A 22,100-nucleotide genomic window follows, 5' to 3' on the forward strand; every position below is an offset into this window, starting at 1 on the left:
GCGTCGGAGTGAATAATGGACATCATGACGTCAGCCGGCCTGGTCGGCGGCATCGCAGTCATTGCCGTGATGATGCTGATGGGCGGCGACGTCCATATGTTCATCTCCGAACATGCGATGATCATCATCTTCGGTGGTTCGCTCACCGCGACGATGATCCGCTTCCCGCTCAACGTGATGCTGCACGGCCTGCCGCTCGGCGCCAAATTCGCCTTCACGATGAGCCGGCTGTCGGCGCGCGATCTGGTCGATGAGCTGGCCAGCATCGCCGAGATCGCCCGTAAGTCCGGTCCGGTCGGCCTGGAAAAGGTCGAGGCCGAAGATCCGTTTCTGGCCAAGGGCATCCGCTACGTGGCCGACGGTTACGACATCGAATTCATCCGCGATAACCTCGAGCGCGATCGCGATAACTTCCTGATGCACCTCGACGAGGGCAGCAAGATTTATCGCGCGATCGGCGACTGCGCCCCCGCGTTCGGCATGATCGGCACGCTGATCGGCATGGTGCAGATGTTCTCCAACATGTCAGACCCGTCGAAGCTCGGCCCGTTCATGGCAACGGCGCTTTTGGCGACTCTGTATGGCGCGCTGGTGGCGAACCTGTTCTGTCTGCCGATCGCCGACAAGCTGCACACCAAGAAGATCGACGAAGAGACCAACCGCACGCTGATCATCGACGGCATCCTGATGATTCGCGACTCCAAGAGCCCGGCGCTGGTCCGTGAAATGTTGCTGGCTTACCTGCCCGAGAAGCACCGTTCGGAAGAAGACGAAGCGGTCCCGGCTTAACCCGACCTCAGCCGATCGTCGGAAGGCGCCATGGCCAAAAAGAAGAAAGCCGAAGAGCATGCCGGTGGCCACGGCTGGTTCGTCACGTTCGCCGACCTGATGGGCCTGCTGATGAGCTTCTTCGTGATGCTCGTCGCGTTCTCGACCCAGGACAAAGCCAAGCTGATGATCGTCGCCGGCTCGATGCGCGAAGCGTTTGGCGTGCAGAACGACGCGCGCTACTCCGGCATCATCGAGAACGACGGTCTGCCGACCCGCGGCAAGGTCAAGAACACCGAGCACGTCAATCCGGAACTGTCGACCGCCAAGCCGTCGCCCGGCGAAGTGACGCGCGACGAAGGCATCAATACCAAAGAGGACCGCGAGTTCGCGCTGGCCTCTGCGTCGCTCCGGCAGGCTCTGCAGAACATGCCGGAGATCAGCGAGCTGTCGAAGAACATCATGTTCGAGGAGACCAAGCAGGGCCTCAACCTCGAGATCATGGATCAGGACGGCCGTTCGATGTTCGCCGACGGCTCCAAGGTGCCGTTCGAACGCACCCGCCTGCTACTGCAGCGGCTCGCCGTGCCGCTGCGCGCCACCCCGCTGCGGGTCACCATCGTCGGCCACACCTCGTCCGGCCTGATGCCGGAGCGTAGCGACTATAATGGCTGGGACCTGTCGTCGGACCGCGCCAATTCGGTTCGCCAGATTCTGGAGCGGGAAGGGCTGCCCGGCTCACACATCTTCGCCGTGACCGGCAAGGCCGACAGCCAGCCGCTGTTTCCCGACGACCCGTCGATCGCCGCCAATCGCCGCGTGACCATCACGCTGATGCGTGAAAGCCCGGCGTTGCCGCCCGGCATGAAGCCGTAGGCGTTTCACCCGGCCGGTTGTGGCGGCCAGCCTTTATCGTCAGCACGGCCTCGGCTTCATCGCGTGTCATCCGAATCTGATGGGGTCGATATTCGGCAGCCTCTGGTTGCATCGACTGCGGTCGGGCCGCTAGCCTGAGACGCGCCACGGTGGCAGGCTCTGTCTTTTAAGCGCTTGCCGGCGTGGCGCAGCGGCCCTTGGATCAAATCCTGCGATCGAGCGTTCTACGGCAGCATGGCCCTCAGCGCGGCAACCACCGAAGCGCCTGAACAAACCGGCTTTTGGGCGCTCACCCTCGGCGGGATCGGCGTCGTTTTCGGCGATATCGGCACCTCTCCCTTGTACGCGTTCCGCGAAGCGGTCGCCGGCGCGGCTGGCGGCGCACCGGCAAGCCGGGTGCTGGTGCTCGGGGTGCTGTCGCTGATTCTGTGGGCGCTGCTGATCGTCGTCACCGCCAAGTACGTGCTGCTGCTGCTGCGCGCCGATAACAACGGCGAGGGCGGCACGCTGTCGCTGATGGCGCTCGGCCGGCGCGCGCTGGGCCGCCGCAGCCTGTTTCTCCTGGTGCTCGGCGTGATCGGCGCCTCGATGTTCATCGGCGACTCGATGATCACGCCGGCGATCTCGGTGCTGTCGGCGATCGAGGGCTTGAAGATCGCGGCCCCCGCGCTCGAACACTACGTCGTCCCGCTGACGGTGCTGGTCCTGGTTCTGTTGTTCGGCGTGCAGAGCCACGGCACGGCGATTGTTGCGCGGTTCTTCGGCCCGGTGATGCTGGTGTGGTTCGCCACGCTGGCGGCGATGGGCGCGATGCACATCATGGACGATCCATCGGTGCTGGCCGCCATCAACCCGTGGTACGCGGCGCAATTCCTCGCAAGCCACGGCACCATCGGGCTGGTAACGCTGGGCGCGGTGTTTCTGGCCGTCACCGGCGGCGAGGCGCTGTACGCCGATCTCGGCCATTTCGGCCGTCGCCCGATTCAGACCGCCTGGCTCGGCTTCGTACTGCCGGCTCTGCTGATCAATTACTTCGGCCAGGGCGCGCTTGTGCTGTCCAATCCGGCGGCGTTGGAAAATCCGTTCTACAAGATGGTGCCTGAGGCGTTGGTGCTGCCGCTGACGCTGATGGCGACGGCGGCGACGGTGATCGCCAGCCAAGCGGTGATCACCGGCGCGTTCTCGCTGATCAGCCAGGCGGTGCAACTCGGGCTGCTGCCGCGGTTCGAGGTGCGTTACACCTCCGAGACCAATGCCGGGCAGATCTACCTGCCGCGCGTCAACGCGTTGCTGCTGACCGGCGTATTGCTGCTGGTACTGCTGTTTCAGACGTCCAGTCGGCTCGCCTCCGCCTATGGCATTGCGGTGTCCACCACGATGGTGGTCGACGGCATCATGGGCTTCGTGGTGATCTGGAAGCTGTGGCGCTGGAGTTGGCCGGCTGCGGCGCTGGTCATCCTGCCGTTGGTGCTGGTCGATGCGATGTTCTTCAGCGCCAATCTGCTGAAGCTGCTCGACGGCGCCTGGGTGCCGCTGCTGTTCGGGCTGGCGATGGCCGCGGTGATCTGGACCTGGCGGCGCGGCGTCGCGCTGCTGATGATCAAGTCACGTCGTGCCGAGGTACCGCTCGACGATCTGATCGGCAGCCTGGAGAAACACCCGCCGCACATCGTCAAGGGCACCGCGGTGTTTTTGACCGCCGACGCCGAATTTGTCCCGCCGGCGCTGCTGCACAATCTCAAGCACAACAAGGTGCTGCACGAGCACAACGTGATCCTGACGATCGAGACGATGCACACCCCGCGGGTCGAAGCGGCCGACCGGATCCGGCTGGTGAAGGTGAGCGAGAAGTTCAGCAAGGTGGCGTTGCGGTTCGGGTTCATGGAAACCCCGAACGTGCCGAAGGCGCTGGTGCTGGCGCGCAAACTCGGCTGGGAGTTCGACATCATGTCGACCTCGTTCTTTGTGTCGCGGCGCTCGCTGAAACCGGCCGCGCAATCCGAGATGTGGCGGTGGCAGACCAAGCTGTTCGTCGCTCTTGCCAAGTCCGCCAACGACGCCACCGACTATTTCCAGATCCCGACCGGCCGGGTGGTCGAGGTCGGCGCGCAGGTCACCATCTAGCCGCCGGCGCGAGGGCAGGGCGGCCGGCTTCGACCAAAAGCTGCAATGCTTTCGCGGCTCGCTGCGCCTATCCAGCAAACATGCCGATGATCTCGTTGAGAAGCTTGATTTTCCTCGCGCTAGGCGCAACCTTGGCGCCGCAATGGCCGAGCCTCGTTCTCGTTGTTGCGCTCATGGATCCAGGCAGTGCGATTGCGGGAGAAAAGAAAGTGGCAGGCCAGGTTGAAGATTTGACCCCTCAGGAGGTCGCCAAGGGTATCGCCGATGGGCGCTATCTGTTGGTCGATGTTCGCGAGCCCAACGAGGTCGCCGTAGAGGCCTATCCTGACGCCGTGGTTGTTCCGCTGTCGACCTTCGACCCCAAGGCGATCCCCGATCCGGCCGGCAAAGAGGTCGTGTTCGCCTGCCGCTCCGGCAAGCGTTCGGTGACGGCGTCGATGGCCGCCCAGGCGGCCGGGCTGCCCTATAACCGGCACCTCGCCGGCGGCATCCTGGGTTGGAAGGCGGCTGGTCTGCCGACCAAGCCGGGTCACTGATCCGTACGATGACCGCCATCCGATGAGCAACAAGGTCTTCGCCGATCTGCCTGTCACCGTGTTCGAAGCGATGTCGCAGCTCGCGCGCGACAACGACGCGATCAATCTCGGCCAGGGCTTTCCGGACGATCCGGGGCCGGAGGACATCCGTCGCGCCGCCGCCGACGCGGTGCTGAACGGCTACAACCAGTATCCGTCGATGATGGGGCTGCCGGAGCTGCGTCAGGCGATCTCGACGCACTACGCGCATTGGCATGGCGTCCAGCTCGATCCGATGACCGAAGTGATGGTCACCTCCGGCGCCACCGAGGCGCTGGCGAGCGCCATTCTGTCGGTGGTCGAGCCCGGCGACGAAGTGATCGTGTTCCAGCCGGTGTACGACTCCTATCTGCCTATTATCCGGCAGGCCGGTGGCATTCCACGCCTCGTCCGTCTCGAACCGCCGCATTGGCGCATCACCGAAGAATCGCTGCGGCGGGTGTTCAGCGCCAAGACCAAGGCGATCGTCTTCAACAATCCGCTCAACCCGGCCGCGGTGGTGTATCCGCGCGAGGACCTCGAATTGCTGGCGCGGTTCTGCCAGGAGTTCGACGCGGTGGCGATCTGCGACGAGGTGTGGGAGCACGTCACCTTCGACGGTCTCAACCACATCCCGCTGATCACCATCCCCGGAATGCGCGACCGCACCATCAAGATCGGCTCGGCCGGCAAGATCTTCTCGCTCACCGGCTGGAAGGTCGGCTTCGTCTGCGCCGCGCCCAGGCTGCTACGGGTGGCCGCCAAGGTGCATCAGTTCCTGGCGTTCACCACGGCACCAAACCTGCAGGCCGCCGTGGCCTACGGCCTCGGCAAGAGCGACGATTACTTCCTGCAGATGCGCAAGGACCTTGCCCGCAGCCGCGATCGGCTGGCGCAGGGGTTGTCCAGTATCGGCTTTCCGGTGATCCGCTCGCAAGGGACCTATTTTCTCACCGTCGATTTGTCGCCGCTCGGCCTTAACGAAACCGACGAGGCGTTCTGCAAGCGCATCGTCACCGACTACAAGGTCGCGGCGATTCCGGTGTCGGCGTTCTACGAGGAAGAGCCTGTCACCTCGGTGGTACGGTTCTGTTTCGCCAAGAAGGATCAGACGCTCGACACCGCCCTCGAGCGCCTGTCGGATGCGGTTCACGGGCGCTAGGGATTTCATGATGCGGGATACGATGCGGCGGCGACTGCTGACTCTGGGCGCGGGGATCGCTCTGTCGGTGTCGCTCACGCTGCCTGGCTGGGCGCAAGACCGCACCGTCAATTTCTACAACTGGTCGAACTATGTCGCGCCGGGCGTGATCGAGGATTTTACCCGCGAGACCGGCATCAAGGTGGTGTACGACACTTTCGACGCCAACGAGACGCTGGAGACCAAGCTGCTCGCCGGAAAGTCGGGCTACGACGTCGTGGTGCCGACGGCTTACTTCCTGCAGCGGCAGATCACCGCCGGCGTGTTCCAGAAGCTCGACAAGTCGAAGCTGCCGAACCTGAAGAACGCCTGGGATTTCGTCACCGATAGACTGGCGCTGTATGACCCCGGCAATCAGTTCGCCGTCAACTACATGTGGGGCACCACCGGCATCGGCTACAACGTCGCCGCGGCGAAGCGGATTCTCGGCGAGGGTGCCGTGATCGACAGCTGGGAGATGATCTTCAAGCCGGAGAACCTGGCGAAGTTCAAGGAGTGCGGCGTCCACATGCTGGATTCCGCCGACGACATTCTGCCCGCCGCGCTGACCTATCTCGGCCGCGATCCGAATTCGACCAATAAGGACGATTTGGAGAAGGCTGCCGAGGTGGTCGGCAAGGTTCAGCCGTCGGTCCGCAAATTCCATTCGTCCGAATATCTCAACGCGCTTGCGACCGGAGAGATCTGCCTGGTGGTGGCATGGTCGGGCGACATCAAGCAGGCGCAGTCGCGCGCCGCCGAAGCCCATAACGGCGTCGAGATCGGCTATGCGATCCCCAAGGAGGGCGCGCAGATGTTCTTCGACAATCTGGCGATCCCGGCCGACGCCAAGAACGTTACCGAAGCGCACGAACTGATCAACTTCCTGTACCGGCCGGACATCGCCGCACGCAATTCGGACTTCCTGTCCTATGCCAACGGCAACAAGACCAGCCAGGACTTCATCAATCCCCGCGTGCTGAACGACAAGGCAATCTATCCGGACGCCGCCACACAGGGCCGGCTGTTCGTGATTACCGCACGTGATCCGGCGACACAGCGCACCATCAACCGGCTGTGGACCCGGGTGAAGACGGGACGCTGACGGCCGGTATCGATCGCTCATGGGTACGGGAGTAATTCCGAGCATCGATACCTTACAAACTGCGTAGGCGCACGAGTGCCCGAATCGGCCTCAGCGGGCGCAGGATCGGCTCATGCAAATGGCGATCCGATCCCTCACGCGACTTCGTGGCGGCTGTTCTCTGGCCGCCCGCGGGCTGTGTAGTCTTGCTGTTTTCACCGGCATCACGGGGACGGCCGGCGCGGGCGATCGGCTTCGAGAGCGCTGGGCTCCGCGCTGGACCGTTTCGGCCGAAGCATTGGTGCTTGGCCGCGAAGGGACTGGCAATCAATCGTTGATCGCACTCGTGCCGGGCGACGTGCCATGGTGGACACCGGTCGGCCCGAACACGACTAACGTCCCCGGTGCCGAGGTGCTGAACAGCAATCAACTCAGTCAGCGCTTGGCCGCGGGCCCGAGGATCGGTATCAGCTACCGAGACCCATCGGGTTATGGCGTCGAGCTATCCTACTTCAATGTGCTCGGGCTGAAGGCATCAAGAAGCGCCGGCCCGGAGACGCCGGGACAATGGTTGGTGATGAAAGCGCCCGGTACGTTCTGGCAGACCCAGGACTATGCGTTTCAAGCGATGGTGTGGCAGGACGATACCCGGCTGCACAGTCTGGAGGCCAATGCGCGGCTGGAGATAACGCCGCGCGTGACGCTGCTGGCAGGTGTTCGCTGGCTGCAACTGCACGATCAGTTGCAAGGGACGCTGGATCCGGCCGATCTCGGCCAGCCGATGTGGAAGTTCAGAGTGCCGAGCCGGCTGTCCGATGCCGTTCCGGTTCCCGGCAGCCCGGTCGTGATCAATCCGCCGTTCTGGACGAGCTCGACGACGAACAACCTCTACGGCGTTCAAGTCGGCGTGCGAGCGACCTTGTGGGAGATCGATCGCGTCTCGGTGGATGCCGTACTGAAGGCTGGTGTTTTCGACAACCACGCGACGCAAACCGCGCAGGTCAGCATGCAGAAGCAGATCTACCCGACTTACGCGGCGACCGACGGGGCCGCCTTCGTCGGACAGGGCGGCATCGCGGCGAAATATCGGCTGAGCGATCACGTCGCTCTCAAGCTTGGATACGAAGCGTTGTGGCTCGGACGCGTAGCGTTGGCTACGGCCCAAGTTCAGGCGACCGCAACGACGTTCAGCAGCGTGACGGCAGCAGGTGTCGATTGTCGCTCGTCGACGCTTCTTCAAGGCGTCACGGTCGGTATGGAGTACTCGTTTTAGCGCGGCGGCCTGCTGTCAGGCGGTCTTCGCCAGTTTCGGCGCTGGCGCGCCGTGGAGAGCAACCTGCTCGAGATCCCGTAAATCGACCGTTCCCGGCAGCGCGTGATCGGATGGCTTGTCGCCGACGCCCCGCATCGGGATCGGGCTGACCGGGGCGCGGTCGTGCCGCTCGATGTCACCGCGGAGCAGCCGCCACGCCCAGCCGGCAGTTCGCCGGTAGGTGTGGGCGAGCCCGATCATGCCGTAGATCTGCGCGCCGGCATCGACGATATGAGCGCGGAATTTCAGCCAGGCCCGACGCCGCATCCGCTTGGCCGGTGAGAAATGCGCGACCTCGTGGGCGGGGCGGGTTTCGGAGCTCGAGAACACGTCGGCCGATTTGGAGAACACCAGCGCGCTGAGGAAGCGGATCGGGTTGAAGAAATAGGTGTAGGCGAGCAGCAGATTGAGCTGCTTCAGCCAGGGCCGCGGGTGCTTCGAGGCGACGACGTAGTTGCCGTCCATGATATGCGGCTCGACCTTGATGTCGCCGGCGCGGCTGAACGCCATGCCGGATTCGAACACGTTCTCGTACCACTTCGAACCGGGGGCAGGGGTCAGCATCATCACCTGCGTGCTGATCGAGCCGGCCTTGCGCAGCAGCCTGATTTGGTTGATCAGGCCGTAGTTCGACTTCCAGGTCACCAACGGCTGGCTGTCGTGATGCATCATCATCGGCATCGGCAGGATGTTGTTTTCGCGCAGCAGCTTGAAGGCGAGCTGGGTCTTGTCCTTGTCCTGCGCCTTCTTCACCAGCGTCGCGGTCATATCCTCGACGCCGAGCCACACCGCCGCAAAGCCCGCATCGCGGATCAGCGGCAGGTGATCGCGCATCCCGACGGTGTCGTGCACCGTGACTTCGGTGCCGAGCCGCACCTTGCAGAACGGCCGTTCGGAGCGCTTGCGCGCCAGCGTGCCGGCGATGTCCAGCGTGCGCTTGGTGTCGTTGAAGAAGTTATCGTCGGCGCCGAAGAAGTGATAGATGCCGAAAGTGCTGGCGATCTGCCCGATTTCCTCGGCGATGCGCTCGCCGCTTTTGGCGCGGAATTGGGACTGGTTGTAGGCCGGGATCGGGCAGTATGAGCAGCGGAACTTGCAGCCCGCGGTCATCACGATGCTGGCGATCGGGCTATGGCGCTTCACCCGGTTGATCGGCAGCGCCTGGCTCGCCAGCGTTGCACTGTTGCTCGGGGCCTCCAGCAGTTTGTAGCCGTGCACCGGGTCGGGTAGCTCGTCGAGATCGCCGAGCAGGCGCTGTACGCCGGTATCGACCAGCTCTTCGATCGGACCGCTCCGCGAGGAGCGACGCGCATAGACGATCCCCGGCACCTCGTCGAGTGCGCCGCCATCGCGGGCCCGCTGGAACACCGAGCGCATCGACTCGCCGGCCGCGCGCATCGACAGCAGCACGTCCAGCAGTTCGAGGAAGACGTATTCCTCACCGGTGACGGCGACATCGGCGGACCATGTCGCATCGCGAGTGCCGCCAAACACATGCCAAGGCTCGTAGCGAATGCGGGGACCGCCGACCATGATCAGGGGGCGCTTGTCCGGATCGATCTGGCAGGCCTCGCGAATCAGGCGATCGCATTCGGCGGAATGCAGATGCATGCTGGAGACCAGGAACAGGTCCGGAATCCGGCCGTCGAGTCGCATTTGCAGCGGGCTGAAGTTCCGGTTCCACTGCTGCAGCACGATCCGGGTCTTGTCGAAACCGACATCGGCGAGTGCCGACCCAATCGCCCGGACGCCGCCGGGCGCCATCCGGGTATCTGCGAGAACAAAGGGCAGGACTCGGGTGCGATGATCGAAGGCGTTGACGATGACGGTCGTCAGGTCATGCTGCCCCGACAGCCGGCGCAATCGCGCTCGCAAGCTGGCCATCTTGCCGGGAACCAGGAGTTCGTCACCACGGGCACGCCTTGGAAGTTCCATGTATTGCCTCGATCCCGGTGGATGACCGCAAACTGATTTGCGCGCGTCACTGTGCGGTTAATACCGGAATCGGTCAAGTTGACGCCCGGCCGCATGGGGCCGGTTCCGTCGGTTCCAAGCGTGAGCCAAGGCTTCAGTGCGTGAGCAGATTAGGCCAGCGAAGCTGAGGTTCTGCAACTCGTCATGCCCTGAGACCTGATGGCATGAAGCAGATAATGAGCAAACTAAGCGGAATTCGGACAGACCAAGAGTCTCAGCCGTACTAAGCGCCAACTACGCCGATCGCTACCGCCAGCGGCGGTGCAGCCATAGCCATTGCTCGGGTGTTTCGCGGATCCAGCTTTCGATCACCGAGGTGCACGCCTGCATGGTGCCCTGAATGTCGATCCGGCCGTCGGCATCGCGGATCGGCTGGACCTCTTCGGTCAACTCGGCGCGGAAATGGCCGTCGGGGAGGCGGATGACACGGGCGCCGTGCAGCGGGCACTCGATCTGCCGCAGCAGCTTTGCCAGCAGCGGGTTGGCCTTCGCGGTGCGGCCGAAGAAGGTGACGTCGACGCCCTTGGTGAAATGCTGATCGATCAGCATGCCGACGTGCTTGCCGTCCTGCAGCGCCTGCGCCAGCTTGAACGGCGCGCTCGATCCGGCAGCGACGAGCTGGCCCATCTTCACCGAGCGGATTTCCTCGACGATACGGTCGGCGGCTTCGATGTTGGGGCGGCGATACAGCACGGCAGTGTCGAGGCCGTGTGCGACCGCGGCGACCGCGGGCAGCTCCCAATTGCCGAGATGGCTGGCGAAGATCAGCGCCGGCTTGCCGTCGTCGCGCAGCTTCTCGAACAGTTCGAGCGACCGCTCCGTTACCTCGATGCGGCTGCGCTCCGGGTGCTCGGGATCATAGTCCCACACTGCGTCGAGATGCGCGAACTCCGCGGCGGACCGGCCGAGATTGTCCCAGACGCCGGCCAGAATGGCCTCGATCTCGTCCGGCGACTTCTCTGGAAAGGCCGCGGTGAGATTGTCACGGCCGATCCGCTGCTCCGGAAAGCGGGGGCCGAACTTGCGGGCGACGGCGCCGAACAGCCGGGCACTTTTGTCGGGATCGAATTTCCGCGCCAGATGCAGCGCCCCGATCGCCACCGGGCCGACGATCTTGCCGACAAGGCCCTTGGCCGCGCGGTGGGCGCGCAGCTTGGCGCGATACAGGGCGACCTTCATCAGAACCGGACGATGATCTTGCCGAACACCTGACGGCTTTCCATACGCTTCAGTGCGGCGCCGACATCGTCGAGCGGCACTTCGGTGTCGATCACCGGCAGCATCCCGGCCGCCATTTTGTCGAGGCTTTCGGCGATGTTCTTCATCGTCGCGCCGAACGAGCCGAAGATCTTGTACTGCTGCTGGAACAGCTGCATCAGGTTAAGGGTCGTGGTCGGGCCCGAGGTCGAGCCGCAGGTCACCAGCCGGCCGCCGCGCTTCAGGCTGAGCAGCGAGCCGTTGAAAGTGTCGGCACCGACGTGTTCGAACACCACGTCGACACCCTTCTTCTTGGTGATCTTGCGGCACTCGTGCTCGAAGCGATCCTGGCGATAGTTGATGACGTGATCGGCGCCGAGTTTCTTGACGCCCTCGATCTTGGAATCGTCGCCGACGGTGGTGATCACCGTGCAGCCGATCGCCTTCGCCATCATGATCGCGACGGTGCCGATGCCGGAGCCGCCGGCATGGACCAATACGGTCTCGCCCGGCTGCAGCTTGGCGTTGTCGAACAGCATGTGCTGCACGGTCGAGAAGGCGATCGGGGCGCAGGCGGCATCGCGCAGGTCGACGGCGTCCGGCACCGGGATTACCAGCCGCGCCGCGATGTTCATCAGCTCGCGCGCGAAGCCGTCGACATGGAAGCCGATCAGGCCGCCGACGTTTTCGCAGAGATTGTCGCGGCCTTCCTGGCACGCCTTGCAGTGGCCGCAGGTCAGCGCGCCGTACATCACGACCTTCTGGCCGGGCTTAAAGGTGGTGACGCCGTCGCCGACGGCTTCGATCGTGCCGGAGGCTTCGGCGCCGACGACGATCGGCAGCTTGCGCTTGACGAAGGCCATGCCGCGATAGCCCCACACGTCGATGTGGTTCAGCGCCACCGCGGCGATACGGACCTGCACCTCGCCGGCCGCCGGGGACGGGGGAGACGGCAGGTCGGCGACCACGAGATTGCGGTCGGCAACGAGGGTGAGCGCGCGCATGGGTATCGTCCGAACGGTTGGAGGCTTGCGCCCTGCGTATCGCCGCTGGCGGCCGCTGCGTCAACCGCGGCGGCCGGAACTGCGACTCACGGGCAATTAGGCCGGTTCGCGGGTCAGGATCAGCGAGGCGTTCTGGCCGCCGAACCCGAACGAGTTCGACATCACCGCGGTGACGCGGGCGTCGCGGGCCTGATTGGGCACCACATCCAGCGGGATCGCCGGGTCCGGCACGTCGTAGTTAATGGTCGGCGGAATCCGTTGATGCTCCAGCGTCAGCAGCGAGAAGATTGCTTCGACCGCGCCTGCGGCGGACAACGTGTGGCCGACCATCGACTTGTTCGACGACACTGGGAGGGATGAGGCCCGTTCGCCGAACACGCTGGAGATGCCGAGATACTCCATCTTGTCGTTCTCGGGCGTTCCGGTGCCGTGAGCGTTGATGTAGTCGATCTGATCGACGCTCATGCCGGCGTCGGCCAGCGTCTTGTTGATGCAGCCGATGATCGGCTTGCCGTCCGGGCTCGAGCGGGTGCGGTGGAAGTTGTCGGCGAGTTCGCCGCATCCGGCGATCACGCCGAGGATTGAGGCGCCACGCGCCACCGCCGACTCGTAGCTCTCCAGCACTAGCGCGCCGGCGCCTTCGGCCATCACGAAGCCGTCGCGGTTCTTGGCGAACGGCTTCGAGGAGGCCTGCGGAGGATCGTTCTGGGTCGACAGCGCCGATAGCAGCGAGAACCTGATCAGCGCTTCGGCGTTGACCGAGCCGTCGGTCGCGACGCACAGCGCAGCATCCGCTTCACCGCGCCGGATCGCTTCGACACCGAGCTGGATCGCGCTCGCGCCCGAGGCGCAGGCGGTCGACAGCGAGATCGGCGAACCCTTGGTGCCGAAGGTGTCGGCGAGATGATCGGCGACCGAGCCGAACAGGAAGCGACGATGATACTGCGTGAAGGTGCCGCCGCCGCTGACGCGGAGCAGGGCATCGTAATCGATCGCGGTGTTGGCGCCGGTGGCGCGCGCCAGCTCCTGGCGCGGCAGCCATTCCAGCTCGACCGGCGCGACCGCGAGAAATAGCGGGCCGGGGAAGTCGCCCTTGCGGCCGATGCCCGACTGCGCGATCGCCTCTTCGGTGGCGAGGTCGGCGAGCTTTTCACCGAGCACGACCGAGGAGAACGGCTCGACCGGGACGAAGTCCACCGTGCCGGCCATCGTGCTCTTCAGCCCGTCGATCGGAAAGCGGGTGATGGTGCGTATGCCGGATTCCCCGGCGGTGAGCTTGGCCCAATTGTCGTTCTTGCCGGCGCCGAGCGAGGTGACCACGCCCATGCCGGTGACGACCACGATCGGTCTGCCGAATTTGTCCCGCGTCACGGTCATTGCGTCCCCCTTACCGAACGGCCTCGACCAGCGCCATGCCTTCGCCGCGCCAGTGGCCCGCCCCGATCACGACAATCTGGTCGGGGGTGCTACCCATTTCAACTTCGAGCCCGGTCGGGTCGTTCGGCGGATACAGCGCGCCGCGCGACAGCGACAGCGCTGCGAGCGCGATGCCGAGCGGGAATTGCGCTTCCATCACGTGGCCGAACGGCGTCGCGGTGCCGCGCACCGGCGCATTGGCGTAATTGCGCAGGAATGCGGTTTCCTCCGCGGTCACCGGCTCGGCACCGGTTGCGCCGGTGATGATCGCGGTTGCGCCGTCGCGCGGGCCGAGCTGCGACCACAGCTTCTCCAGTGACGCTGTGACGTCGCCGGCGTTGCGTCGGCGCGACTGGTCGGCGACGACGTTCTTCAGCCGCGCATAGGGCTTGGCGCCGCGTGCTTCGGCGTGCGCCTTCGACTCGATCACCAGGAATGCCGCGCCCGAGCCGAGCGCGAAGCCGCCCTTCGGGCCGCGCGCGAACACAGGCGCGTAGTTGTCCTTCAGATTGAAGTCGCCGAACTCGTAGAGCATCAGCAGGTCTTTGCGCTCGCCGTTCTGGGCGGCGCCGATCAGCGCGATGTCGCTCTGGCCCGCTGCGATCCGCGCCAGCGCGATCCGCGCGGCGTCGACGCCAGCTTCCTCTTCGCCCATGAAGGTGCGCGACGAACCGGTGACGCCGTGCACGATCGCGATGTTGCCGGCGAGCAGATTGGAGAGTTGGGCGAGGAAGAGGGTGGGGCGCAGGTCGTTCATGAGGCGCTCGTTGAGCGCACTGGGCGGCACGGTGCCGTAACCTTCGGCGTTGAGCACGGCGGAATCGACCGCAAGGTCGCGCTCACCGCCACCAGCCGCGACGATCATGTCCATCCGCGACAGGATTTCGGTGTTGCCTTTGATCCCGGCGGACTCGAGCGCGAGACCGGCCGCATAGGTGCCGATCCGCTGCCAGGCTTCCATCTGGCGCTGATCGCCCTTCTTGGGGATCTGCTTGTCGAAGCTGAGCGGTGCCAGCGGGTGCACCACGTAGGGGGCAAAGGCCGCGGTATCGACGTTCACCCGGCGTTCGGTCAGCGCATCCCAATGCGCGTCGAGCCCCTCTGCCAGCGAGGTGGCGAGGCCGATGCCGGTAATCCAGGCTTCGATCGGTTCGGCGCGGGACGTGGTGGTGTCAGCCATGGATCATCTGCTCCGGAAATCCGATTTGCTTCGCCATCGCTTCCATATGCCCGCGCAGATCGGGATGCGGAAACGGGACGTGGCGGAACGTCAGCGTTGCATTGCACGCCAGCTTGCCGCCGCTCTTGATCTTCGCTTCGGTCACCGTGAAGCCGGAGCCTTCGTGCACCACCGAGACGTCGATCGACAACGTCTCGCCGGGCGTCACGAAGGTGCGCATCTTGGCTTCCTTGACCGCGGCCAGGAACGGCATGCGCTGAAACTGCATCAGCGCGATCAAGAGCCAGCCCGAGCTTTGGGCCATGGTCTCGATCAAGAGCACGCCCGGCATCAGCGGGTAGCCGGGGAAGTGGCCTTCGAAGATCGTACTGGTCTCGGGCACCCGAGCCTCGACCGTGATGCTGCGGTCAGCAAGGCGAAGCTCGGCGATTCGGTCGATCAGGTGGAAATATTCAAGGTTCATGGCGTGGGCGGCTTCCGAACCGCGCCACTACGCGCCCTTGGCGGCAACCAGTTCGTCGATGCGGGCGGCGAGATTCTTGAGAACGAAATACTGCTCGGTCGTCGCCTTGCCGTCGTTGACCTCCTGGGTCCACTTCTCCAGCGGCAGCTTGATACCGAAAGCTTTGTCGATCGCGAACGCGATATCGAGGAAATCGAGGCTGTCGATCCCCAGGTCATCGATCGCATGGCTCTCCGGGGTGATCGTCTCACGCGGAATGTCGCAGGTTTCCGCGATGATGGTGGCCACCCGATCGAATGTGGAAGTCATTTTAAGCCTTTGATATTATGTCGGAAATGGCCGATTTACGGCGGCTTCAGCCGTCATCCTGGTGACAGGCGATTGCCCGTATAACGGAGCGCTGCCCCGAGTTCAATGGCGGGCAAATCCACGCCTTGCGTGGGTTTTGAGCAACCGACGGGAAGCTTTGGCGAATCTAGCGCGGCGCTGCGATGGCTGCACAGTCGTGGCGGCCCATCAGCACGCAGTCCTGAGTCCGGCGCATATCGGCGATGCTGGTGGCGAGCCAGATCCCGACCACCGTCAGCGTGATGGTCAGCGCCAAGGCGGCGATATTGGTCAGCATCCGGTGGCGGAAATCGTCCGGGGCGTCGTCGCGGCCGGACTCGTCGGGATCGTGCTCGAGCTGCGGCATCTCTCTCCGGAAAGGCAGAATGGTTGCGGAGGGGCGACCGCCATCTTCTGCCGCCGGTACAGGCACGGCGTCGCGCGGCCGAAACGGCAATACGCGGTGGTCTTCATCGGGGAGGGTGATGCGCAGATTCTTCATCGCTGCCGTCCAGCCGTCGCCCGGAACGGGTTCGACCCGATCATCCTAGTGAGGATACGATTTCGGGAAAACTCCGCAATAGACCGGATGCAACAGGCCGGCCGGGCGTGTCTGGCCTTTAGTTGGTGTCCCGCGTTGCGAGCGGTCAGGGCCGTGCCATACTCCGTGGGAACCTGGCAGTTCAGGAGCCGCACCGATGACCAATCCGCGTGAACCGTTGCTGCATACGATCCCGATCCTGTCGCTGCGCCCGACTCAGATGACGGTTGGGATGCGCGAGGTGAAGGAGAAGCGGCTGCGCTGGCGCCAGCACAAACCGAAGAAACAGGCTGAACTGCTCGGCAATCACATGATTCCGGTGGTGCTCGGCCCCGGCAAGACGCACTACGTGATCGATCATCATCATCTGGCCCGGGCCCTGCACGACGAGGGCGTCAAGGAAGTGCTGGTGACGGTGATCGCCGACCTCAGCATGGTCGACCGCGAGGCGTTTTGGGTGGTGCTCGACAGCCGGCGCTGGGTCTATCCGTACGACGCCAAGGGCGAGCGGCATCACTACCGCGAGATTCCCAAGACCGTCGCGGGTCTGAAGGACGATCCATTCCGCAGCCTTGCCGGCGAACTGCGCCGCGTCGGCGGCTACGCCAAGGACACCACGCCGTTCAGCGAATTCCTGTGGGCCGATTTCCTGCGCCGGCGCCTGTCGCGCAAGAGCGTCACCGCCAACTTCCAGAATGCGGCTGAGAAAGCGCTGGCGCTCGCCAAGAGCAAAGACGCGATCTATCTGCCCGGCTGGTGCGGACCCGCTGCGGACGATTGATACCAGCCTTAGTCTTCGGGCGCGGCGCTATGGCCGCGTTCGTCCTTGGCGCCCCCGAGCAGGCGATGGAGCAGCCGCTCGGCGGGATGTCCGCCGATCTGCACCGCGAAGGTGATCGTCAGCGCCACGCCGACGATCAGCCACTGGCCGGCACCGCAGACAATTCCGATGCCGGCGGCGAGCCAGGTGCATGCCGCGGTCGTAAGTCCGTGGATTTCGAGCCGGTTGCCGCTGCGGACGATGACGCCGGCGCCAAGAAAGCCGATGCCGGTGAGAATGCCCTGGATCACGCGGCTGGTCGGATCGGACAGTTGATCGCTGGTCGCCGAATGATCGGCATGCGCCACCAGCAGTGCGGAGGTGAGCGCCACCAGCGCCAGCGTGCGCATCCCGATCGGCTTGTTCTTGAGGTCGCGGTTGAGCCCGATCAGGCCGCCGGCAATCGCGGCGACGCCAAGACGCAGCAGGATGTCCCACCAGGGTAGCAACGCTAGTCCTCCCTCGTGCCGAACGCAGCTTCAATGGTGCATCGCGCGGCGGCGACGGGGGCGGCCGACAAATCCGGCTTGACCGCTGCACGCGCTGGCTCCGACGAACGCGCTGACCGGAAATCTGTTCTTCGCGCGGAACAGGTTGTGTTGGGCGATCTTCACAGGCTCCCGGGGACACATATTCCATTCGACCATCAGCGGGCGCGTAGGTGCGACACTTCCTCGCATCCCGGGTGCGGTCGTGCGCTCACATCAAAGGAAAATCACGCTTACACACGCGCAGCTCCGTTGTCGTCAACACATCGCTAGAACGGTTCTAGTGGCGCCCGTTACCGCCGTCTGCTTATCGGAGCCCTGCCGTTAGTGATCTGCATGGGCGAGCACACGAGTCGGCATCACCGGCTGAAGATCTTTTGGGGGGCACGTTGAAGGACCTGAATTTCCCGGCAGCGGGAGCGCTGTCGTTTGTCTGCGCGTCGGTTCTCCTCATCTCCCATACGGCCGCTGCACAAGAAGCTCCTGCGCCGGCTTCCGCTCCGAGTGCTTCAACTGAATCTCCTGCGAGTGCGACAGGACGATCACTACCTGCCATCGTCGTCGAGACGTCGCGACGTCGTGCCGCGACGACGTCCCCGCAGCGCAGGCCGTCGCAAGTGTCGCGATCAACAGCCAGCCGACGGGCCCCGAACCCGGCTAGCGCCACAGCGCAGCCTCGCCCGGTTTCGGCAGGCGCTCTGCAGGCGACCTTGCCGGCTGGCTTTCCGGGAGATCAGGTCGCGCGCGGTGCTGGCGTGGGTCTCCTCGGCAACCGTGACGTGATGTCGACGCCGTTCAGCCTTACCAGCTTCACGGAGAAGCTCATCCGGGATCAGCAGTCGCGAACGCTGCTCGACGTGCTCGGCAACGATCCCTCCGTGCGCTCCAACGTGCCGGCCTACAGCGGCATCCAGGGCTTCTTCATTCGCGGCTTCCCGGTGTTCGCTCAGGACATCGCCTTCAACGGCCTGTATGGCGTCGCCGACTCCTTCAATCCGGCGCTCGAGCCGATCGAACGCGTCGAAGTGCAGCACGGCCCGAGCACGATGCTGAGCGGCATGCCGCCGTTCGGGACCATCGGCGGGACGATCAATCTGATCCCGAAGCGCGCCGGTGACGTGCCGCTGACGCGGTTCACGACCGGATTCATCTCCAACGCGCAGAGCTACAACGCCATCGATGTCGGCCGGCGTTATGGCACCAATGGCGAGTGGGGCATCCGCTTCAACGGCGCGTATCAGTCCGGCAGCACGCCGATCGACAACCAGAAACAAGAGTACGGCGTCACCTCGCTGGCGCTCGACTACCGTGGCGAACGCCTGCGGGTCGGCCTCGACCTCGGCTATCAGAAGGTCGACTTCAATTCGCCGCTGCGCAATCGCTCGGTGCTGCCGGGCTTTCCGATCCCGCAAGCGCCGGATCTGCGGATCAATCAGCAGCAGCCGTGGGAATATCGCGACAGCAACAACAAATCGGCCGCCATCCGTGCCGAGTACGATCTGACCGATCAACTCACCGTCTATGCCGCCTACGGCCATAGTGAATTTCATCAGGTCTACTTCGGCGGTCTGCCGTCGATCATCAACGCGCGCGGCGACTACCGCGATACGATCCAGCTCACCCCGTTCCAGACCCACAGCAACACCGGCGAAGTCGGGGTGCGCGGCCAGTTCGACACCGGACCGGTGAAGCACCGGGTCGGCGTCGCGGCGTCCGGCCTCTGGCAGGATACCGGCCTGACCAACATTCCGGTTGGGGGGACGATCACCTCGAACATCTACAATCCGGTGTACGCGCCGCCGCGCAGCGATGCCGGACTGCCGCGGACCTCGCCGACGACAGCGGAGCGCTTCAACCGCAGCATCGCCATCGCCGATACGATGTCGATCCTGAATGATCGCGTCGAGCTGACGATCGGCGGTCGCTGGCAGGGCATCGACGCCAAGACGCTGAGCCCGGTGACGGGCCTGGTGACGTCCGATGCGCGCAACGATGCATTTTCTCCGGGCGCCGGTCTGGTCATCAAGCCGATCGAGCGGCTGTCGCTCTACGCCAACTACATCGAAGGTCTGACTTCGACGGCGCCGCCGACCAATGCGGTCAACCTCAACCAGAGCTTCCCCGCGACAGTGTCGAAGCAGGTCGAGGCCGGCGCGAAGTATGACTTTGGCCCGGTCGGTGTGTCAGTTGCCGGCTTCGAGATCAAGCAGCCGAGCGGCTTCCTCGATCCGACCACCGGGGTGTTTGCGCTCAATGGCGAACAACGCAATCGTGGCGTCGAACTCAACGTGTTCGGGCAGCCGATCCAGGGATTGCGTGTCGTCGGCGGCGTGAGCTGGATCGAAGGCGTGCTGACGAAAGCGTCGAATCCCGCCTACAACGGCAATACGGCGGTTGGTGTCCCGACGATGCAGCTCAATCTCTACGGCGAGTACGACCTGCCGGGGCCCGCTCGCGGCGTGACCATGACCGGCCGGGTGATCCACACCGCGTCGCAGTTCTACGATCAGGCCAACACCCAGAGCATTCCAGCCTGGACCACGCTCGATCTCGGCGTGCGCTACACCACCAAGATCGACCGAGTTCCTGTGACACTGCGAGCCAACGTCCAGAACGTCACCGGCGAGAATTACTGGGCCACGACCGGTCGCGGCATTCTCAGCCCCGGCGCGCCGCGGACCTATCTGGTCTCGGCGAGCTTCGACTTCTGAGGTCTCAGCGCAGCGGCTTCTTCAGCAGAGAAAACCGATCCGGATCGAGCCCGAGCGAGGGCTGCAGCATCGGAGCGTCCAGCGTCCGCGCCAGCGGGCGCTCGGCGATGCCCGGATCGTTCGGCACGTCGCGATGCGAGGTGGCGCCGCGCCAGCGCTCAAGCACCGCGCTGACGAAGTGCATGTCGTTGCCTGCGGCCGCCGACGGCACGGTGGAGATCGCAGCCTCGCTGCGCGGCAGCTGATGCGCCGGCACTTCCTTGAAGCGCAGGCGGGTCGGAAGGGCCACGCCTTCGCCGAACGCCAGCACTTCGCGGGTGCCGAGCGAGGGAACGAAAGAGAGAAGGTTCGCGGCGGCGTCGGACACCGCCGAACGCAGCAGCGACTGGTCGCGGTCGTTGGCGAGCCGCATCGCGAACAGCGTGTTGCACTGGGACAGGATCGTCGCGTCGAGTTCGGCCGGGCGCTGAGTGACGAGGCCGAGATAGACCCCGTATTTGCGGCCTTCCTTGGCGATGCGTGACACCGCCTTGCGGGTCGGGCCGAAACCGATGGCGCGGTCGGCCGCAGCGTAACGGTGGGCCTCTTCGCAGACAAACAGCAGCGGCGACACGCCGTCGCTCCACAGGCCGAAGTCGAATGCCATCCGGCACAGCACTGACACCACCGAGTCGACCACCTCGGCCGGGAAGCCGGCGAGCTGCATGATCGTCATCGGCTTGCCGTTGGCCGGCAGGCGGAACAGATGGCTGATCACGTCCGCCATGGTGTCGCCGCCGACATTGGCGTTGTCGAACATGAAGGCGTAGCGCGGATCGTTGCGCACAGTCTCGATGCGCGAGATCAGCTTGTGATAGATGATGCGCGAGGAGCGGTTTTCCAGCTTGCCCATGCGCTCGTCGATCAGCGAGATCAGGTCGACGAGGCGATATGGCACCGGCGTGTCGGCGGTGTAGCCGATCGACTTCGGATCGACCCGCTTCAGACCAAGCCGGTCGGTGCTGGTGTATTGCACGTAAAGGCCTTTGGCGACGGGGATCACCTCGGCCAGGATGTCGAGCTCTTCGGGCACGCCGGGGCGGCCGGCGAACAGCACGTCGACGATTTCCTCGAAGTTGAACAGCCAGAACGGCAGCTTCAGATTGCGCGGATTGAGCACCAGCGCCTTGTCGCCGAAGCTGCGGCCGTATTCGTTGTGGACGTCCAGCAGGAAGATGCGGAGCGCCGGGCGGGACTTGAGGATCTCGTTGAGCAGCAACGACACGCCGGTGGATTTGCCGACGCCGGTCGAGCCGAGCACGGCGAAATGCTTCGACAGCATTTCTTCGATGTCGACATAGGCGATCACCGATGGGTCCTGCTGCAGCGTTCCGACATCGATCTGGTCGGAGCCAGTCGGCTCATAGACGATGCGCAGGTCGTCGCTGGAGATCAGGTCCACCGAGTCGCCGATGGTCGGGTAGTTGGTGACGCCGCGCTGGAACCTCGGCCGCAGCGGCCCCGGCAGGATCTCGCCGAGCAGATCGACCGACGCGACCGCGATATGCTCGTCGGTCTCGGCGAGGTTCTCGCTCGACACCTCGGTGATGATCGCGATGATGGTGGAGCTTGCGGTCCGGATACTGACGAAGCGGCCCACGGTGGCGCGTACGGCAGAGGGCACCAGCCGGCTCGACGGCAACAGCCCGACACGCGCACCGGAGCCGCGCACCGAGATCACCTTGCCGAACGCCCCTTGAGCAACAGCTTCTGCCATGTCTCGCAAACTCACAGATGAGGAATTTCGAGCGTGACTATGGGCAGCGTTGCTGGACAAACTGTTAAGTGAGCGCTCCCCGATCCTTTCGACAATTGATCAAATTCGGTGCATGGCGCAGCCACGTCGGTGCTGTTTTGAGGTAATCGCGGACGGCACAGTACGTCATTTGAACGATGTTCGCGCGATCCGGATTAACGCGCTGTTGACGATGACACGATGCGGCGACGATCAAATGCGCCAGGTTTTGGCGAGAGGACGTGATGCCGCATTGGAGGATCGGTGAATGGTGGAATCGCCACCACAGACCGATACCCGGATGATG

General features: G+C 64.4%; 19 protein-coding genes. 9 read left to right on the forward strand and 10 right to left on the reverse strand.

Annotated elements, in window-relative coordinates:
• The first annotated feature begins 15 nt into the window (after nt 1-15).
• The 7 genes from HZF03_RS09970 to HZF03_RS10000 all read left to right on the forward strand — a co-directional run bounded on the left by HZF03_RS09970 (nt 16) and on the right by HZF03_RS10000 (nt 7,859).
• Nucleotides 16-789 carry a motility protein A gene (locus HZF03_RS09970; RefSeq protein WP_011157564.1) on the forward strand — a complete coding sequence of 258 codons (774 nt, stop codon included), beginning with the start codon at nt 16-18 and terminating at the stop codon, nt 787-789.
• Nucleotides 790-819: 30 nt separating this feature from the next.
• Nucleotides 820-1,644, forward strand: a complete 825-nt coding sequence (locus HZF03_RS09975; RefSeq protein ID WP_011157565.1) for an OmpA/MotB family protein — start codon at nt 820-822, stop codon at nt 1,642-1,644.
• Between the two features lie 234 nt (nt 1,645-1,878).
• Nucleotides 1,879-3,768, forward strand: a complete 1,890-nt coding sequence (locus tag HZF03_RS09980; protein WP_119017850.1) for a potassium transporter Kup — start codon at nt 1,879-1,881, stop codon at nt 3,766-3,768.
• A gap of 173 nt (nt 3,769-3,941) precedes the next feature.
• Nucleotides 3,942-4,304, forward strand: coding sequence for a rhodanese-like domain-containing protein (locus HZF03_RS09985; protein ID WP_085977293.1), 363 nt, complete (start codon nt 3,942-3,944; stop codon nt 4,302-4,304).
• A 22-nt stretch (nt 4,305-4,326) separates the two neighbouring features.
• Nucleotides 4,327-5,484: an aminotransferase gene (locus HZF03_RS09990; RefSeq protein ID WP_119017851.1), complete on the forward strand. Its 1,158-nt coding sequence runs from the start codon at nt 4,327-4,329 to the stop codon at nt 5,482-5,484.
• Nucleotides 5,485-5,491: 7 nt separating this feature from the next.
• The gene (locus HZF03_RS09995) at nt 5,492-6,607 is read left to right on the forward strand and encodes a polyamine ABC transporter substrate-binding protein (protein ID WP_119017852.1); all 1,116 of its coding nucleotides are present in this window, start codon (nt 5,492-5,494) and stop codon (nt 6,605-6,607) included.
• 112 nt (nt 6,608-6,719) lie between these two features.
• Complete coding sequence (locus HZF03_RS10000; RefSeq protein WP_119017853.1) at nt 6,720-7,859, forward strand: hypothetical protein; 1,140 nt, start codon at nt 6,720-6,722, stop codon at nt 7,857-7,859.
• A 15-nt stretch (nt 7,860-7,874) separates the two neighbouring features.
• Here HZF03_RS10000 and HZF03_RS10005 read toward each other — a convergent pair whose 3' ends face one another.
• The 8 genes from HZF03_RS10005 to HZF03_RS10040 all read right to left on the reverse strand — a co-directional run bounded on the left by HZF03_RS10005 (nt 7,875) and on the right by HZF03_RS10040 (nt 15,961).
• Nucleotides 7,875-9,833, reverse strand: a complete 1,959-nt coding sequence (locus HZF03_RS10005) for a B12-binding domain-containing radical SAM protein (protein WP_104513090.1) — start codon at nt 9,831-9,833, stop codon at nt 7,875-7,877.
• A 285-nt stretch (nt 9,834-10,118) separates the two neighbouring features.
• On the reverse strand, nt 10,119-11,051 hold the full coding sequence (locus HZF03_RS10010; RefSeq protein WP_119017854.1) for a lipid A biosynthesis lauroyl acyltransferase: 933 nt from the start codon (nt 11,049-11,051) through the stop codon (nt 10,119-10,121).
• The gene (locus HZF03_RS10015) at nt 11,051-12,073 is read right to left on the reverse strand and encodes a zinc-binding dehydrogenase (protein ID WP_012495539.1); all 1,023 of its coding nucleotides are present in this window, start codon (nt 12,071-12,073) and stop codon (nt 11,051-11,053) included. The genes HZF03_RS10010 and HZF03_RS10015 overlap by 1 nt, the downstream gene beginning before the upstream one ends.
• A 96-nt stretch (nt 12,074-12,169) precedes the next feature.
• On the reverse strand, nt 12,170-13,450 hold the full coding sequence (locus HZF03_RS10020) for a beta-ketoacyl-ACP synthase (RefSeq protein WP_011157574.1): 1,281 nt from the start codon (nt 13,448-13,450) through the stop codon (nt 12,170-12,172).
• A gap of 10 nt (nt 13,451-13,460) precedes the next feature.
• Nucleotides 13,461-14,669, reverse strand: coding sequence for a beta-ketoacyl-ACP synthase (locus HZF03_RS10025; protein WP_119017855.1), 1,209 nt, complete (start codon nt 14,667-14,669; stop codon nt 13,461-13,463).
• Nucleotides 14,662-15,132, reverse strand: coding sequence for a 3-hydroxyacyl-ACP dehydratase FabZ family protein (locus HZF03_RS10030; protein WP_011157576.1), 471 nt, complete (start codon nt 15,130-15,132; stop codon nt 14,662-14,664). The genes HZF03_RS10025 and HZF03_RS10030 overlap by 8 nt, the downstream gene beginning before the upstream one ends.
• A 27-nt stretch (nt 15,133-15,159) precedes the next feature.
• Nucleotides 15,160-15,441 (reverse strand): acyl carrier protein, encoded by a 282-nt coding sequence (locus tag HZF03_RS10035; protein ID WP_011157577.1) that lies wholly within the window; start codon nt 15,439-15,441, stop codon nt 15,160-15,162.
• A gap of 166 nt (nt 15,442-15,607) precedes the next feature.
• Entirely contained in the window at nt 15,608-15,961 is a 354-nt protein-coding gene (locus HZF03_RS10040; RefSeq protein ID WP_011157578.1) for a hypothetical protein, read from the reverse strand.
• A 196-nt stretch (nt 15,962-16,157) separates the two neighbouring features.
• Here HZF03_RS10040 and HZF03_RS10045 point away from each other — a divergent pair, with 196 nt between their 5' ends.
• Nucleotides 16,158-16,781, forward strand: a complete 624-nt coding sequence (locus HZF03_RS10045; RefSeq protein WP_011157579.1) for a ParB-like protein — start codon at nt 16,158-16,160, stop codon at nt 16,779-16,781.
• Nucleotides 16,782-16,789: 8 nt separating this feature from the next.
• Here HZF03_RS10045 and HZF03_RS10050 read toward each other — a convergent pair whose 3' ends face one another.
• The gene (locus HZF03_RS10050) at nt 16,790-17,269 is read right to left on the reverse strand and encodes an MgtC/SapB family protein (protein ID WP_119017856.1); all 480 of its coding nucleotides are present in this window, start codon (nt 17,267-17,269) and stop codon (nt 16,790-16,792) included.
• Nucleotides 17,270-18,090: 821 nt separating this feature from the next.
• On the opposite strand from HZF03_RS10050, the gene HZF03_RS10055 reads away from it, so the two are divergent.
• Nucleotides 18,091-20,019, forward strand: a complete 1,929-nt coding sequence (locus HZF03_RS10055) for a TonB-dependent receptor (RefSeq protein WP_234832191.1) — start codon at nt 18,091-18,093, stop codon at nt 20,017-20,019.
• A 4-nt stretch (nt 20,020-20,023) separates the two neighbouring features.
• On the opposite strand, the gene HZF03_RS10060 is transcribed toward HZF03_RS10055, so the two are convergent.
• Nucleotides 20,024-21,775 (reverse strand): ATP-binding protein, encoded by a 1,752-nt coding sequence (locus tag HZF03_RS10060; protein WP_104513096.1) that lies wholly within the window; start codon nt 21,773-21,775, stop codon nt 20,024-20,026.
• Nucleotides 21,776-22,100 lie beyond the last annotated feature (325 nt).

This window comes from Rhodopseudomonas palustris (assembly GCF_013415845.1).
Lineage (GTDB): Bacteria > Pseudomonadota > Alphaproteobacteria > Rhizobiales > Xanthobacteraceae > Rhodopseudomonas > Rhodopseudomonas palustris_F.